Raw genomic sequence first — 14,072 nt, forward strand, 5'->3', positions numbered from 1 at the left:
GTGTGCTCACACCCCCCCCGTCATCGTTCGGCAGCGGCGCTCTCCGACGGGTGGACCGCGCGGGACTTGCTCGCGTGCAGCAGGACCAGTCCGAGGGCGGCGACCACGAAGTTCTGGAACGCGGCCGACAGCCCGTTCCAGTCCTTCGACTGCCACATGACGAACCACTCGCCGCCGATCGCGATGAACCCGCCCCCGAACAGCAGCACCTGCATCACCCAGCCCGTGGACGACAGCCGCCGCGCGGTCTCCTCCCGGCCGCGCAGCCACGCCACCAGCCCGGCCATCAGGACCACGGCGGTGACCACCTCCCACAGGATGATCAGCACGTACGCGATGGTCACGAGCGTCGGGCTGGTGATCGCCCGCCACATCGTGTTCGGCGAGCCGAACGTCGTGTCCATCGCGAAGACGTGCTGCACGAACGCGTGATTGGTGTCGTAGTCGGTGATGTTCCCGAACGCCACAAGACCCATGTACAGCGCGGTGATGCCGGTCAGCGCCGTGATCGCCGCCTGTGGGCTCCCCACCCTGGCAAGTAAACGCATGATCTGCAGAACCTAGTCGTGAACCGGCGGAAGTCCACCGGTTCACGGGCACGGTGGTTCGTAGTCCAGCTGCGGTAGGTGCTCGTGCCACCGCCCTTCCGGCAGCACGCCCCTGGTCCGGTCGCAGATCCGCCGGATCGAGTGGTCGAGGTCGAGGTCCCACAGCCGCACCGTGCTGTCCGAGCTGGTGGACGCCAGGGTGCGACCGCCGGGGCCGAACGCGAGGTCGCGCAGGCCGCCGTCGTGGCCGGTCAGCACCTGTCCGAGCGGCGCGGCGCGGTACAGGTCGTGCACGTCCCACAGCCGGATGGCGCGGTCCTCGCCGCCGCTGGCCAGCGTCTGCCCGTCAGGGCTGAACGCGACCGCCACCGCGCCCTCGACGTGGCCGGTGAGCGGCGCGCCGATCGGCTTGACCCGGCTCGGCGAGGTCAGGTCCCACAGCCGGATCGTCCGGTCGTCGCCCGCGGTGGCCAGGGTGCGGCCGTCGGGGCTGATGTCGCCCGCCCGGACCGCCGCCGTGTGCCCCGTCAACGGCTGCCCGAGCGGCTGGACGGCGGCCGGGTCGGTGGCGTCCCACAGCCGCACGGTCTGGTCCGCGCCCGCCGTGATCAGCGTCTTCCCGTCCGGGGTGAACCCGGCGTAGTGCACGTACTCGCCGTGCCCGACGAGCGGGAGCCCGAGCCGCTTCGGGCGTTCGCGGTCCTGGATGTCCCACAGCTGCACGGACTTGTCGTCGTGCCCGGTCAGCAGCACCTCGCCGTCCGGCCGGAACGCGATCGGCGAGCTGTACCGGGTGCCCACCGCGATCGGCTCGCCCAGCGGCCGGGGGCGGTCCGGGTCGGTGAAGTCCCACAGCCGCACCGCCTTGTCGCTCACGGTGGCCAGCGTGCGGCCGTCGTCGCTCAGCGCGAGCGCCCACACGCCCGCGCCGTGGCTGAACACGGCGGACGACTCGGGGTCGTGCGGGTCGGTCGTGTCCCACGTCCGGATCGAGTGGTCCTCGCTCGCCGACACCAGCCGGCCGTGGTCGGGTGTGAAGCGGGGTCCGATGGTGCGGGCCGAGTGGCCGACGAGCACCCCGCGCGGCAGCGACCACAGCCGCACGACGGCGTCGTGGCTGCCGGTGGCCAGGGTCTCGCCGTCCGGGCTGAACGCCACCGCGTACATGATGCCGTTGCGCCCGGCCAGCGGCTTGCCGAGCGTCAGCGGGTGGGTCGGGTCGGTGACGTTCCACATCCGGGTGGTGCCGTCGGCGCCCGCCGCGGCGAGCACCCGGCCGTTCGGGCTGAACGCCACCGACCACACGCCCTCGGTGTGGTCGGTCAGCGGCCGGCCGAGCGGCTTGGGCAGCGCCGGGTCGGCCATGTCGAACAGCCGCACGTGGTGGTCCTCGCTGCCGCTGGCCAGCACCCGGCCGTCCGGGCTGAACGCCAGCGAGCGGACCGTGTTGTCGAACCCGGTGATCGGTTCGCCCAGCGGCTCCGGGTTGTGCCGGTCCCGCACGTCGAAGACCGCCACGGTCCGGTCGTCGCCGCCGGTGGCGAGCAGAGTGCCGTCGTGGTTGAACGCCACCGACCGCACCTGCCCGGTGTGCCGGCCGAGCGGGGTGCCCAGCCGCTTCGGCGCGGCCGGGTCGGCCACGTCCCACATCCGGGCGGTGTGGTCGCCGTTGGCGGTGACCAGCGTCCGGGAGTCCGGGGTGAACGCGAGCAGGTAGACCGTGCCGTTGTCGCCGTTCAGCGGCTGACCGAGGGAACGCGGGCGTTCCGGGTCGCTGACGTCCCACAGCCGCACCGTCTTGTCGTCGCCGGCGGTGGCCAGCGTCCGGCCGTCCGGGCTGAACACCGCCGACGTCACCCAGCTGGTGTGGCCGGCCAGCGGCGAGCCGAGCGCCTTCGGGGCGTTCGGGTCGCGCAGGTCCCACAGCCGCACGGTCTGGTCGAAGCTGGCGGTGGCCAGGGTCTTGCCGTCCGGGGAGAACGACGTCAGGTACACCGGCCCGGTGTGCCCGGCCAGCGGCGTCGCCAGCGGGGAGGTCTGGGTGGACAGCAGCCGGGTCCGCACGTCGCGGTCGTCGGGCCGCATCCGGTGCGCCACCAGGGCCAGCTGCGCGGACAGCGACGGGTCGGCCTCCTTCAACCGGTCCGCCTCGGCCACGACCTGCCGGAACACCGCGTCGTCGCGCTGGCGCACGGCCAGCACGGCGGCGGTCGCGGCGATGAGCGCGAGCACGACGACGCACGCCACCGCCGCGCGTCGACCCCACGCGGCGCGCCTGCGGGACTGCATCGACACCGCGAGGAAGTCCTGGGCGGTGCCGGTCAGCCCCTGGGGGCCCGCCGCGTCCGCCCAGTGCCGCGCCGTCTCCAGCCGGGCGCCCCGGTAGAGCAGCGACGAGTCGCGGTCCTGGCCGGCCCACGTCGCCGCGTCCTCCTCCAGCCGCTGCCGCAGCAGCTGCCCCTCCCGGTCCTGGTCGATCCAGCTGCGCAGTCGCGGCCACGCCTGGAGCAGCGCCTCGTGGGTGATCTCCACCGAGCCCGCGTCGAGCGTGACCAGCCGGGCGCGGGCCAGCACCTCCAGCGCCTCCTCGCCCGCGGCCCGGTTCGCGGCCTGCTCGACCAGCTCGTGCCGGGTCGAGCGGCGGCGGGTGTCCTGGGTGTCCTCGCCGACGCGGACCAGTCGCAGCAGCAGCGGCCGCGCGGCCTGCTGCGCGTCCGGCGCGAGCTCCGCCCACGCCCGTTCGGCGGTGGCCGCGACCGCGCCCTGGATGCCGCCCGCCGAGCGGTAGCCCGCGATGGTCAGCTTGCCCGCCTGCCGGCGCTGCCAGGTCGCCAGCAGGGCGTGCGACAGCAGCGGCAACGCGCCCGCGTCGTACGCGCCCTGACCCGCCCTGGCCTGCGCCCGACCGCTGCGCACGCCCAGGTCGCGCAGCATCAGGTCGATCAGGCCGGGCTCCAGCTGGAGGCCCGCCGCCTTCGCCGGCCGCGACACCGCCTCCCGCAGCTCGGCCGACGTCATCGGCCCGAGCACCATCTGCCGGTCCTGCAACGCGTCCGCGAGCTCGGGGAACGCCAGGCAGCGGCCGTAGAAGTCGGCCCGCACGCCGACCAGCACCACCGCGGGCGGCGTGCCGCCGGGGACGGCCGGCGTGCAGGCCACGTGCAGCGCCTGCACGAACACCTGCAGCCGGTTCTCGTCCGAGGAGAGCGTGAACGCCTCCTCGAACTGGTCCACCACGACCACCACCCGGTCGCCGCCGTGCCGCTCCGCGTACGCCGTGAACGCCGTCCGGATCTGCGCGGCGAACCGCAGCACGCTCATCAGCGTCTGCCCCAGGAACGTGTCGGGACCGTGCCCGGACGCCACCAGGTCCTGGTCCATCCCGTCCAGGGCGAGCGCCATGTCGAGGATGTCGGACAATTCCGGCACCTGCCGGACCAATTCGCGCACCGGATCGGCACCGGGCGTGATGACGACCGACGGCCATTTCGTGGAACCGGGCAGCGCCAACGCGCCGTCCCGAATGGACGGGATGACGCCCGCGCGCACCAATGACGATTTCCCGGCGCCCGAAGCCCCTACCAGCATCACGATTCCGCCGGTTTCCGCGGCACTGCCCAATCGGGACACCAACGCGGCCGTGCTGCGTTCCCGGCCGAAGAACCAACTCGAATCCTCCGGCTGGAACGCGGCCAATCCCCGGTAGGGGCACACGCCGATGCCGTCGGAACTCGGCGGGTCCTCGTCCTCGCCCGTCGACGCCGGGCTGGCCAACGCCTCCTCCCACAGCGCGCGCCACGCGTCCAGGTCGTACAAGCCGGCCGCGGGCGGTTGCGGGCGGGTCTTGCGGGCCTCGCCGATGAGGACTTCCAGCACTACGGAGAGTGCCGAGAACCGGGCCGGCACGTTCCGCCCGCGGCGCCAGTCGCTGACCCGTTGGGCGGTCGCCCGAACGGGTCGGCCTCGTTCGTCCGTGCGCCGGGCACGGCCGACCGACTCGGTCACCTTCTTCAGCGGCGGGTCGCCCGCTTCCGCGTAGAGCAGCGCGAACCGCTCCGCGAACACGATGCGGGGACCCGACCCCTGTCCGGAACCTGCCATCCGCAGCGTGCCTCCTCAGGTCCGGTGTTCCGGACCGGAAAACCGGATGTGAGCGCGTGAACAGGTCGTTTGCCGACCGGTGGAGCTCTGGGCAGTCCACCCTAACGACTTGCACTGCCAAGCTGACCAGGACGTTCCGGTGACGTCGTCAAGTTGTGCGAAGGGACCGGTCAAAGTGGTTTCGCAGGCAACTACCGCGAGTGGCAGCGCGTTCTCGGCTGAGGAGTCCTGGGGGTCTTCTCAGCGCTGTGCGCCGAACCGGCCCGGTCGGTGGAACGGTGCGGCGACCTGCCATGCCGACCGGGGCTGACGGTGAGCGGACCGGCCGCGCGCCGGTCACGGCCCGTGAGGACCGGGGCGTTCCCGGTGAAGCACGGGTCTGCCGGATCCTGCGGACGGTGCTGGACGGCCACCGGCGCGACCGGGCCGAGGTGAGGTTGGACCTGCTGGCCCGGCTCGCCGAGCCGCCGGTCGCCTCGGCGTTCACCTAGACCGGGTTCGATCCCCTTCGGGTAGTGCCGCACACCGCGGTGTGGCACTACCGGGCCGGGCACCCCCGGCGCGGCGTTTTCCTCCCTGTCGCATTTCCGCCGGCCACCGGTCGGTCCGGTGACCGATGCTGGTGTCGTGCACGAAGACGCGGAACGCTGTGCGAGGGCCGTCCGGTCGAAAGACGCCCGGTTCGACGGGTGGTTCTTCACCGCCGTCCTGACCACCCGTATCTATTGCCGGCCGAGTTGTCCGGTGGCGCCGCCCAAGGCGGAGAACATGCGGTTCTACCCGAGTGCGGCGGCGGCCCAACAAGCCGGATTCCGCGCGTGCAAGCGGTGCCGCCCCGACGCGTCGCCCGGATCTCCACTGTGGAACCACCGCGCCGACTCGGTGGCCAAGGCGATGCGGCTGATCGCGGACGGCGTGGTGGACCGCGAGGGCGTGCCGGGCCTGGCCGCCCGACTCGGCTACAGCGTGCGTCAGGTCGAACGGCTGCTGCTCGCCGAACTGGGCGCCGGACCGTTGGCGTTGGCCAGGGCGCAGCGCGCGCAGACGGCGCGGCTGCTCGTCGAGACCACCTCGCTGCCCATGGCGGAGGTCGCGTCGGCCGCCGGGTTCGCCAGCGTGCGGGCGTTCAACGAGACGGTGCGCGAGGTCTTCGGGCTGTCGCCGACCGAGCTGCGCACCCGCCGGCGGCCCGCACCCGAGACGCCCGGAGCGCTGTCGCTGCGGCTGCCGTTCCGCGCGCCGCTGCGGCCCGACAACCTGTTCGGCCACCTCGCGGCGACCGGCGTGCCGGGGGTGGAGGAGTGGCGTGACGGCGCCTACCGGCGGACCCTCCGGCTGCCGCACGGGCACGCGGTGGTGTCGCTGAGCCCGCAGGCCGACCACGTGGCGTGCAGGCTGGCGTTGAGCGACCTGCGGGACCTGTCGATCGCCATCGCCCGGTGCCGCCGGCTGCTCGACCTCGACGCCGACCCGGTCGCGGTGCACGACGAACTGCGGTCGGACCCGGTCCTCGCGCCCGTGGTGGACGCGGCGCCCGGACGGCGCGTGCCGGGCACGGTGGACGCCGCCGAGTTCGCGGTCCGCGCGGTGCTGGGGCAGCAGGTGTCCACGGCCGCCGCCCGCACCCACGCCCGCCGGCTGGTGGAGGCGGTGGGCGACGCGGTCGAGGACGTCGGCCTCACCCACCTGTTCCCGACCCCGTCCGCGCTGGCCTCCCTCGACCCGGCGGTCCTCGCCGTGCCGAGGTCCCGCAGGATCGCGTTCCGGGCGTTGGTGGAGGCCCTGGCCGACGGCTCGCTCGACCTGGGCGTCGGCGCGGACTGGGCGAAGGCGCGGGCGGACCTGTCCGCGCTGCCCGGGTTCGGGCCCTGGACGGTGGAGGTGATCGCGATGCGGGCGCTGGGCGACCCCGACGCGTTCCTCCCCACCGACCTGGGCATCCGGGCCGCCTCCCGCGCCCTCGGCCTGCCCGGCACCCCTGCCGCCCTCGTGCGGCGTGCCCAGCGGTGGCGCCCCTGGCGGGCGTACGCCGTCCAATACCTCTGGGCGACCGGTGACCACGCGGTCAACCGGCTGCCCGCGTGAAGGGAAGACCGGGATGAGCAAGACCACGGTGGACAGCCCCGTCGGACCGCTGACGCTGGTCGCGCACGACGGCGTGCTGTCCGGGCTGTACATGACCGAGCAGCGGCACCGGCCGGCGGACGAGACGTTCGGCTCCGAGGACCCCTCGCTCTTCGCGGACGTGGCCGCGCAGCTCGCCGAGTACTTCGACGGCACGCGGACGTCGTTCGACCTGCCGCTGGACCTGATCGGGACGCCGTTCCAGCGGAGCGTCTGGGAAGCGCTGTGCGAGATCCCCTACGGCACGACCGTGTCGTACGGAGAGCTGGCCCAGCGGCTCGGCCGGCCCTCGGCGGCCCGCGCGGTCGGGCTGGCCAACGGGCGCAACCCGATCGGGATCATCGTGCCGTGCCACCGGGTGGTGGGCTCGACCGGCGGCCTCACCGGGTACGGCGGCGGGCTGGAGCGCAAGCGGCACCTGCTCGACTTCGAGCGCGGGGCGCACGTCGACCGGCTGCCGCTGGGTTGACGTCACGCGCGGCGCTCGGCCCCTCTCACCGACAATTTGAGTTGTCTTGACAAATGGAATTGTCGGTGCGACAGTTCTCCCATGCTTGACGTGGCGGTGATCGAGGACCCGGCGACCGCCGAGGTCTCGTTGGACCCGGTGCGGGCGAGGCTGCTGGCCGAGCTGGCCGAGCCGAACTCGGCGACCGCGCTGGCGGCGAAGGTGGGCCTGCCCCGGCAGAAGGTCAACTACCACCTGCGCACCCTGGAGCAGCACGGCCTGGTCGAGCTGGCCGAGGAGCGCCGCAAGGGCAACATGACCGAACGCGTCATGCGGGCCACCGCCGCGTCCTACGTCATCTCGCCCCTCGCGCTGGCCGCCGTGCAGCCGGACCCGGAGCGCGCGCCCGACCGCCTGTCGGCCCGGTGGCTCCTCGCCGTCGCCGCGCGCCTGGTGCGCGACGTCGGCGCGCTCCTCACCGGTGCGGGCAAGGTGGGCAGGAAGCTGGCCACGTTCGCGCTCGACGGCGAGGTGCGCTTCGCCACGGCGGCCGACCGCGCCGCCTTCGCGGAGGAGCTGGCCACCGCCGTCACCGGCCTGGTCGCCAAGTACCACGACGAATCCGCGGCCGGCGGACGGGCGCACCGCGTCGTCGTCGCCGTCCACCCCAGCATCCCGAAGGAGTGACGATGGGCCACGCGTTCGAAGGCGTCAACGAGGTCGAGCTGGCCGGCGTCACGCCGGAACAGGTCTGGGAGGCTGTCGCCACCGGCCCCGGCATCGACTCGTGGTTCATGGGTGCCAACGAGGTCGAGCCCGGCGCGGTGGTGAAGCAGGCCTTCGGCGACTACCGGCCCGTTCACCCGATCACCGCCTGGGAGCCCGGCAAGCGCCTCGCGTACGGCGGCGACGAGGAGCCCGACGGCCGGTTCATGGCCTACGAGTTCCTGATCGAGGGCCGGGACCGGGGCAGCACGGTCGTCCGGATGGTCACCGCCGGCTTCCTGCCCGGTGACGACTGGGAGGACGAGTTCGAGGCCATGACGGCGGGCGGCGCGATGTTCTGGCAGACCCTCGTCACCTACCTCCGCCACTTCGCCGGCCGCACCGCCCGGCCCGTCACCGTCGTCGGACCATCCACTCAGGACTGGCCCGCGACGTGGGCGCGGCTCGGCCGCAAGCTGGGCCTCGACGCCGCGCCGAAGACCGGCGACCGCGTCGACCTGGACGACGGCGTCGTCTACTACGCCAACCCGCAGACCGTCGGCATCCGCACGGAGAACGCGATGTACCGCTTCTTCCGAGGATCTCCCGGCGCCCTGATCGCCATGCACCACGTGTTCACCGACGACCACCGCGACGAGCGGACCTGGTCGGCCTGGATGGGAGACCTGTCGTGATCACCGCGGACACCAAGGGACAGGCCGTCTCCGAGGACGGCACCACGATCGCCTACACCCGCGTCGGCGCGGGACCCGCGCTGATCATCGTGGACGGCGCGCTGTGCTACCGCGAGTTCGGGCCGTCCAAGGCCCTGGCCGAAGCGCTGTCCGAGCACTTCACCGTCTACACGTACGACCGGCGCGGCCGGGGCGGGAGCGGTGCGGGCGCCGGGTGCGACGTCCGGCGCGAGGTCGAGGACATCGCCGCGCTGATCGGGGTGGCTGGCGGGTCGGCGCACCTGTTCGGCATGTCCTCCGGCGGCACGCTGGTCGCCGAGGCGGCGCACCGGGGCGTGGCGACCGGGCGGATCGCGATCTACGAGTCGCCGATGGTCGTCGACGGCACGCGCGCCCCGATGGAGGCGGACTTCCCGGCACGGGTGGAGCGCGCGGTGGCCGAGGGGCGTCCGGGCGACGCGGTGAAGCTGTTCATGCGGTACGTCGGCACGCCGGGCTTCGTCGTCGCCGCGCTCCGGCTCACGCCGATGTGGAAGAAGCTCAAGGGCGTCGCGCCCACGTTGCCGAACGACTTCGCGGTGGTGGGCGAGTTCCAGCGCGGCACGCCGCCGCCCGCCGACCGGTGGGCCGGCGCCGACGTGCCCGCGCTCGTGATCGCCGGCGGCAAGAGCCCCGAGTACATGCGCAACGCGCAGCAGCACCTGGCCGCGGCCCTGCCGCGGGCCGAGCTGACCGTCCTGCCCGGACAGACCCACATGGTCAAGCCCAAGGCGACGGTCCCGGTGCTGGTCGAGTTCTTCCAGCGCTGAGGCAGGCCGAGCTGTGAGCAGGGTGGAACCGGTGGTGGACCGCGGTCCACCACCGTGATGTCCACACCGGACTCCGGCCCCGCGCCGCCCCCGCGGGGCACGAGGCCGGAACCCCTACGGCTTGCGGGCCACGCCGCCGGCGATGCAGTAGCTGACCGCGTCCAGCTCCTTGAGCCGCGGTCCGTCCGGCCACCAGTTGGCGCAGATCACCAGGCCCGGCTCGACCAGCTCCAGGCCGTTGAACAGCTCGTGCAGCTCGGCCATCGTGGCGAACCGCCCGCTGCCCATCGGCGAGTGCAGGAAGGTCTCCTCCATCCTCCGCGCGATGGCCGAGTGCTCCTCGGTCTGCGGGTCGAGGAAGTGCGAGATCGCCACGTACGAACCGGACGGCAGCGCCTCGATGTACTCGGCCATGATCTCCGCCGACGTGGGCGCGTCACCGTTGTAGTGGTGCAGCGTACCCAGCTGGAAGAGCGCCAGCGGTTCGTCGAAGTCGATGTGCTTGCGCACGACCTCGTCGTTCAGGATGTCCTGCGGCTTGAAGATGTCCGCCGCCGAGAAGTGCGTTCGGTCGTTCTCCTCCAGCAGCGCTCGGCCGTGGGCCAGCACCACCGGGTCGTTGTCGACGTACACGACTCGTGCATCCGGGTTAATCCGTTGCGCCACCTGGTGTGTGTTCTCCGCGGTGGGCAGACCGGACCCGCAGTCCAGGAACTGGTCGATACCCGTTTGGCTCGCGACGAAGCGGGTGGCGCGGATCAGGAAGCTGCGGTTGTCCACCGCGAGGGTGGCCGCTTCGGGAGCGACCTGCTGCACGCGTCGCAGCACTTCACGGTCGATCTCGTAGTTGTCCTTGCCGTTGAGGAACGCGTCGTAAACCCTGGCGATGCTGGCTTTTGTGGTGTCGATGTAGACGGGGGCGGCGGCGTCCGAGGACGTACCCGGCATTGTGGTGACCTCGCATTTACGGGGGGAGTAGGGCTGGTGCCTGTGCACCGCGTCACAGTCCGCTCAGCGTAAGGGTATGGGCTAGGTGCGGGAGCGGACCGCGTGCGGCTGACCGGGCAAGATCATGGGTGTACGTTCAGTGACGATGCGAGTTGGCCCCACCCGGGCGCAACCGCTGTTCGGGTGGACGGGCATTACGGTCGGGAGGATCGGCGATGGCGACTGGCGAGCCCGCGCCCGAGCGGGAGAGCGGCCCCACCGCGCTGCGCATCGTGCTCGGCGCCCAGCTGCGCAGGCTGCGCGAGGCCGCGGAGATCAGCCGCGCGGACGCGGGGTACGCGATCCGCGGTTCCGAGTCGAAGATCAGCCGGATGGAGCTGGGTCGCGTCGGCCTGAAGGAACGCGACGTGAGCGACCTGCTGACCATGTACGCGATGAACGACGAGGACGCCAGGGCGAAGTTCCTGGAGATGGTCCGCCGGTCGAACTCGCCGGGGTGGTGGCACCGGTACACCGACCTGATGCCCGACTGGTTCCAGGACTACGTCGGCCTGGAGGAGGCGGCGTCCCGGATCCTGACCTACGAGACGCACTTCGTGCCCGGTCTGCTGCAGACCGAGGCGTACGCGATGGCGATCGCCAGCCACGGCCGGCCGGAGCTGGCCACGCCCGCGGTGCGGCGGCGGGTGTCGTTGCGGATGCAGCGGCAGAAGATCCTGGCCCGTCCGGGCGCTCCGCGGGTGTGGGCGGTGATCGACGAATCGGTCCTGCACCGGCCCATCGGCGGCCGTCGGGTCCTGCTCGACCAACTCGATCACTTGCTCAGCGTGACCAAGGACGGGCCTGTCACTCTGCAGGTAGTGCCCTTTCCGTTGAGCGGCTACGCAGCGGAAGGACCGTTCACGATGCTGCGGTTCAGTGAGCCGGACCTGCCGGACATCGTCTACCTCGAACACCTCGCCGGCGCGCTCTACCTGGACAAACTCGAAGAACTGGAGATCTACAGCCGGGTTTTCGACCGGCTGACGGTGGACGCCGAGACGCCTGACCGCAGTCGCCAGATGCTCGCCAAGATGCGAGCTGACCTCTAGTTTTCCTCCTTCCGGATGAGATTCGAATCCTGCATCTGCACGTGCATTTACCCGTGCGCCACTCAGTGCTACCGTCCGTGCACAGTCAGATGCACGTGCAGCTGCATCACTCTTGGTTGGAGGGCTGATGTCGATGGCCAGCAAGGTTCACAACGGCATGTCCGCTGCCGACTTGTCGGACGTGACATGGCGCAAGAGCGTCCGCAGCGGCGCGCTCGGCAACTGCGTCGAACTCGCCGTGCTCCAAGGTGACGCCATCGCCATGCGCAACTCCCGGTTCCCCGACGGCCCCGCGCTCGTCTACACCCGAGCTGAGGTCGCGGCCTTCGTGGCCGGGGCGAGGGACGGGGAGTTCGATGACCTCCTCAACTGACCACTCCACGCGGACGACGGTCCAGCTGCGCGAGCTGATAGCGCGCGGCTTCCAGTTCCTCCACCCCCGCGATGCCCGGGGGGAGCTGGCGGCGGTGGTGGGCGTGCGCGCGCACGACGCCGTCATCGACGTCGTACGGCTGCACACCGAGGACGACGCGGTCGCGATGCGGATGCCCGCCGACGAGGTGAACGTGTTGTCCCCCAGCCGTTTCTCGTGGCGGCGCCACGGTCCGGCCGCGCACGTGCTCGAAGAACTGCTCGACCTGCCCGACGAAGACCGGGTCCCGTGACGGCCGGACGTCGTCGCATGGCAGCACGGCGTCGCACGGCAGCAGGCTTCCCGTCCGCGTCCGCGGTGGTGGACGGGTGGAGGAGGTTCGACCCTCCTCAACGGCGAACCTGACCTGGAGGCGCAGCGGGAGTCGGCTCCGCGCCGGTTGTCGACACCACGCTCGGAGCGCAACTCCGTGTTCGTCGCGTTGTACGGCGCGGAGGCCGAGGTCGGCTTCGGCCTCCGCACCGGTCGTGAGCAGCGGTCGTCAGGACCGGTCTTCAACGTTGCTCAGGAGCGGTTCTCGGGGGCCGATTCCCAGCGGCCGGTCTCAGGGGCGTCGCAGGCCGCTGAGCACGACCTCCAATCCTCGGCGGAACTCCACGTCCGAGGGGATCCCCTTGGCCACCCCGGCGGTTTCGACCAGCAGCGGGTACTTCTCCGCCATCCCGGACATCGCGTCGGTGCCACTGCCGACCAGCGGGCCGCGGTGCTCCATCTCGGTCGACCCGATCAGGTAGCCGAGCACCGCGCGCAACGCGATCACCCGCTCCTCGCCGGTGAACCCGGCCCGGGTGAGCACGCCCAGCACCGCCTCGCTCCACCGCAGCACGGTCGGGCAGCGGTGCCGGTGCGCCATGGTGAGCGGCACCGCGTTGGGGTGCCGGCCGATCGCCGCGCGGACCCGTTCGACCAGGACCGCGACCTGCTTGTCCCACAACGCCTTCTTCGGCGGCTCGACGTCCACTCGGGACAGCACGTGCTCGACCGCCAGGGCTTCCAGCTCGTCCCGGTCGGCCACGTAGCGGTACAGGGACATGGTGCCCACGCCGAGTTCCGCGGCGACGGCGCGCATCGACAGCGCGGCCAGGCCGTCACGGTCCAGCACGGCGAGCGTGGCGGTGGCCAGCGCGGCCGGGGTGAGTGACTTCGGGCGGGGCATGGCCTTGACAGCGTACAACATACGCGCATAACGTGCGTAAGCGTACAGTGCACGCTCACGCCGGAGGGGGAACGAACGTGAAGGTCGGCGCACGTGAGTGGGAGGCCGTCCTGGGCGGCACGGTGCGGGTGCCCGACCCGGACCGCCTGGTGCACCTGCAGTTCCGCCGCTTCGCCGGTTGCCCGGTGTGCAACCTGCACCTGAGGTCGGTCGTGCAGCGGCACGACGAGATCACCGCGCACGGGATCATCGAGGTCGTGGTGTTCCACTCGACGGCGGACGAGCTGCGCCCGCACGTCGCCGACCTCCCGTTCGCCGTGATCGGTGATCCGGGCAAGAGGCTCTACGTGGAGTTCGGCGTGGAGTCGGCCCCGCGGTCCCTGCTCGACCCCCGGGCGTGGGGTGCGATGGTCGTCGGTGTCGTCCGCGACCTCGGGCCGGTGCTGCGCGGTCGGCGCCCGCTGCCCAACCCGACGAACGGGCGGCTGGGGCTGCCCGCCGACTTCCTCATCGCGCCGGACGGTCGGGTCGTCGCCGAGAAGCTGGGGCAGCACGCGTACGACCAGTGGTCGGTGGACGAACTGCTCAGTCATGCACAGGCGTTGACCAGCAAGGACTGAGTTGTCCACAGGGTTGTCCCCAGTTGTGGACGGATCGAACATGCGTTCGATGAGCGCTCAGCGCGACGTCTTGGGCGCGTCGTCACGGGTCGAGACCACTTCGAAGAGGTCGTGGAACTGCATCGGGGCCAGTGCGGTCAACGCGCCGCCGATGAACGCCGCGCCGGGCTGGAGCTCGCCGCCGAGGACGCGCGCGACCGTCGACCGGTTGACGTCCATCGCCTTGGCCAGCGCGTAGTCCGACGTGAACCCGGCGAGCCGCGCGGCCCTGCTGAAGACGTCGGTGCGGAGCTTGATCTTGTTCGGCATGATCCGCCTTGTGTTGTGCGCACCCAACGGCTGGTGTGTGCGCACAACGCTAGCAGTGTGCGGTTCATTCGCAACCGATGTTGTT

The 14,072-nt window shown here is 71.8% G+C and carries 15 protein-coding genes; 10 read left to right on the forward strand and 5 right to left on the reverse strand.

From position 1 onward, the window contains the following. Positions 1–20: 20 nt before the first annotated feature. Positions 21–530, reverse strand: a complete 510-nt coding sequence (locus ACRAKI_RS02885; protein WP_447005497.1) for a DUF2165 domain-containing protein — start codon at positions 528–530, stop codon at positions 21–23. A 60-nt stretch (positions 531–590) separates the two neighbouring features. Continuing rightward, entirely contained in the window at positions 591–4,649 is a 4,059-nt protein-coding gene (locus ACRAKI_RS02890) for an nSTAND1 domain-containing NTPase (protein ID WP_447005498.1), read from the reverse strand. A gap of 293 nt (positions 4,650–4,942) precedes the next feature. On the opposite strand from ACRAKI_RS02890, the gene ACRAKI_RS02895 reads away from it, so the two are divergent. The 6 genes from ACRAKI_RS02895 (at position 4,943) to ACRAKI_RS02920 (ending at position 9,430) form a co-directional block, all read left to right on the forward strand. Further along, complete coding sequence (locus tag ACRAKI_RS02895; RefSeq protein ID WP_447005499.1) at positions 4,943–5,140, forward strand: hypothetical protein; 198 nt, start codon at positions 4,943–4,945, stop codon at positions 5,138–5,140. Positions 5,141–5,276: 136 nt separating this feature from the next. Beyond that, positions 5,277–6,734: a DNA-3-methyladenine glycosylase 2 family protein gene (locus ACRAKI_RS02900; protein WP_447005500.1), complete on the forward strand. Its 1,458-nt coding sequence runs from the start codon at positions 5,277–5,279 to the stop codon at positions 6,732–6,734. A 13-nt stretch (positions 6,735–6,747) separates the two neighbouring features. Beyond that, positions 6,748–7,242 carry a methylated-DNA--[protein]-cysteine S-methyltransferase gene (locus tag ACRAKI_RS02905; RefSeq protein ID WP_447005501.1) on the forward strand — a complete coding sequence of 165 codons (495 nt, stop codon included), beginning with the start codon at positions 6,748–6,750 and terminating at the stop codon, positions 7,240–7,242. A gap of 81 nt (positions 7,243–7,323) precedes the next feature. Further along, complete coding sequence (locus tag ACRAKI_RS02910) at positions 7,324–7,908, forward strand: ArsR/SmtB family transcription factor (RefSeq protein WP_447005502.1); 585 nt, start codon at positions 7,324–7,326, stop codon at positions 7,906–7,908. Positions 7,909–7,910: 2 nt separating this feature from the next. Further along, a complete protein-coding gene (locus ACRAKI_RS02915) occupies positions 7,911–8,621 on the forward strand; it encodes an SRPBCC family protein (RefSeq protein WP_447005503.1) in 711 nt (236 codons plus the stop codon). Further along, positions 8,618–9,430: an alpha/beta fold hydrolase gene (locus ACRAKI_RS02920; RefSeq protein WP_447005504.1), complete on the forward strand. Its 813-nt coding sequence runs from the start codon at positions 8,618–8,620 to the stop codon at positions 9,428–9,430. The genes ACRAKI_RS02915 and ACRAKI_RS02920 overlap by 4 nt, the downstream gene beginning before the upstream one ends. 114 nt (positions 9,431–9,544) lie before the next feature. Here the strand turns inward: ACRAKI_RS02920 and ACRAKI_RS02925 are convergent, their stop codons facing one another. Further along, on the reverse strand, positions 9,545–10,378 hold the full coding sequence (locus ACRAKI_RS02925) for an SAM-dependent methyltransferase (protein ID WP_447005505.1): 834 nt from the start codon (positions 10,376–10,378) through the stop codon (positions 9,545–9,547). Between the two features lie 215 nt (positions 10,379–10,593). Here ACRAKI_RS02925 and ACRAKI_RS02930 point away from each other — a divergent pair, with 215 nt between their 5' ends. The 3 genes from ACRAKI_RS02930 to ACRAKI_RS02940 all read left to right on the forward strand — a co-directional run bounded on the left by ACRAKI_RS02930 (position 10,594) and on the right by ACRAKI_RS02940 (position 12,134). Next, positions 10,594–11,469, forward strand: a complete 876-nt coding sequence (locus ACRAKI_RS02930; protein ID WP_447005506.1) for a helix-turn-helix domain-containing protein — start codon at positions 10,594–10,596, stop codon at positions 11,467–11,469. 133 nt (positions 11,470–11,602) lie between these two features. Then, on the forward strand, positions 11,603–11,842 hold the full coding sequence (locus ACRAKI_RS02935; RefSeq protein WP_447005507.1) for a DUF397 domain-containing protein: 240 nt from the start codon (positions 11,603–11,605) through the stop codon (positions 11,840–11,842). Then, positions 11,826–12,134: a hypothetical protein gene (locus tag ACRAKI_RS02940; protein WP_447005508.1), complete on the forward strand. Its 309-nt coding sequence runs from the start codon at positions 11,826–11,828 to the stop codon at positions 12,132–12,134. Before ACRAKI_RS02935 ends, ACRAKI_RS02940 begins: the two co-directional genes overlap by 17 nt. A gap of 312 nt (positions 12,135–12,446) precedes the next feature. On the opposite strand, the gene ACRAKI_RS02945 is transcribed toward ACRAKI_RS02940, so the two are convergent. Further along, complete coding sequence (locus ACRAKI_RS02945) at positions 12,447–13,079, reverse strand: TetR/AcrR family transcriptional regulator (protein ID WP_447005509.1); 633 nt, start codon at positions 13,077–13,079, stop codon at positions 12,447–12,449. Positions 13,080–13,135: 56 nt separating this feature from the next. On the opposite strand from ACRAKI_RS02945, the gene ACRAKI_RS02950 reads away from it, so the two are divergent. Beyond that, positions 13,136–13,678, forward strand: a complete 543-nt coding sequence (locus ACRAKI_RS02950) for a peroxiredoxin-like family protein (protein WP_447005510.1) — start codon at positions 13,136–13,138, stop codon at positions 13,676–13,678. A gap of 57 nt (positions 13,679–13,735) precedes the next feature. Here the strand turns inward: ACRAKI_RS02950 and ACRAKI_RS02955 are convergent, their stop codons facing one another. Continuing rightward, a complete protein-coding gene (locus ACRAKI_RS02955; RefSeq protein ID WP_447005511.1) occupies positions 13,736–13,987 on the reverse strand; it encodes a transcriptional regulator in 252 nt (83 codons plus the stop codon). Between the last annotated feature and the right edge of the window lie 85 nt (positions 13,988–14,072).

The sequence above is a fragment of the Saccharothrix isguenensis genome (assembly GCF_052936305.1).

Bases quoted from the DNA above. Each gene is read 5' to 3' on its own strand.
- ACRAKI_RS02895 (WP_447005499.1), top strand. From the start codon at position 4,943: ATGCCGACCGGGGCTGACGGTGAGCGGACCGGCCGCGCGCCGGTCACG.
- ACRAKI_RS02905 (WP_447005501.1), top strand. From the start codon at position 6,748: ATGAGCAAGACCACGGTGGACAGCCCCGTCGGACCGCTGACGCTGGTC.
- ACRAKI_RS02910 (WP_447005502.1), top strand. From the start codon at position 7,324: ATGCTTGACGTGGCGGTGATCGAGGACCCGGCGACCGCCGAGGTCTCG.
- ACRAKI_RS02930 (WP_447005506.1), top strand. From the start codon at position 10,594: ATGGCGACTGGCGAGCCCGCGCCCGAGCGGGAGAGCGGCCCCACCGCG.
- ACRAKI_RS02915 (WP_447005503.1), top strand. From the start codon at position 7,911: ATGGGCCACGCGTTCGAAGGCGTCAACGAGGTCGAGCTGGCCGGCGTC.
- ACRAKI_RS02925 (WP_447005505.1), bottom strand. From the start codon at position 10,378: ATGCCGGGTACGTCCTCGGACGCCGCCGCCCCCGTCTACATCGACACC.
- ACRAKI_RS02940 (WP_447005508.1), top strand. From the start codon at position 11,826: ATGACCTCCTCAACTGACCACTCCACGCGGACGACGGTCCAGCTGCGC.
- ACRAKI_RS02955 (WP_447005511.1), bottom strand. From the start codon at position 13,987: ATGCCGAACAAGATCAAGCTCCGCACCGACGTCTTCAGCAGGGCCGCG.
- ACRAKI_RS02945 (WP_447005509.1), bottom strand. From the start codon at position 13,079: ATGTTGTACGCTGTCAAGGCCATGCCCCGCCCGAAGTCACTCACCCCG.
- ACRAKI_RS02890 (WP_447005498.1), bottom strand. From the start codon at position 4,649: ATGGCAGGTTCCGGACAGGGGTCGGGTCCCCGCATCGTGTTCGCGGAG.
- ACRAKI_RS02935 (WP_447005507.1), top strand. From the start codon at position 11,603: ATGGCCAGCAAGGTTCACAACGGCATGTCCGCTGCCGACTTGTCGGAC.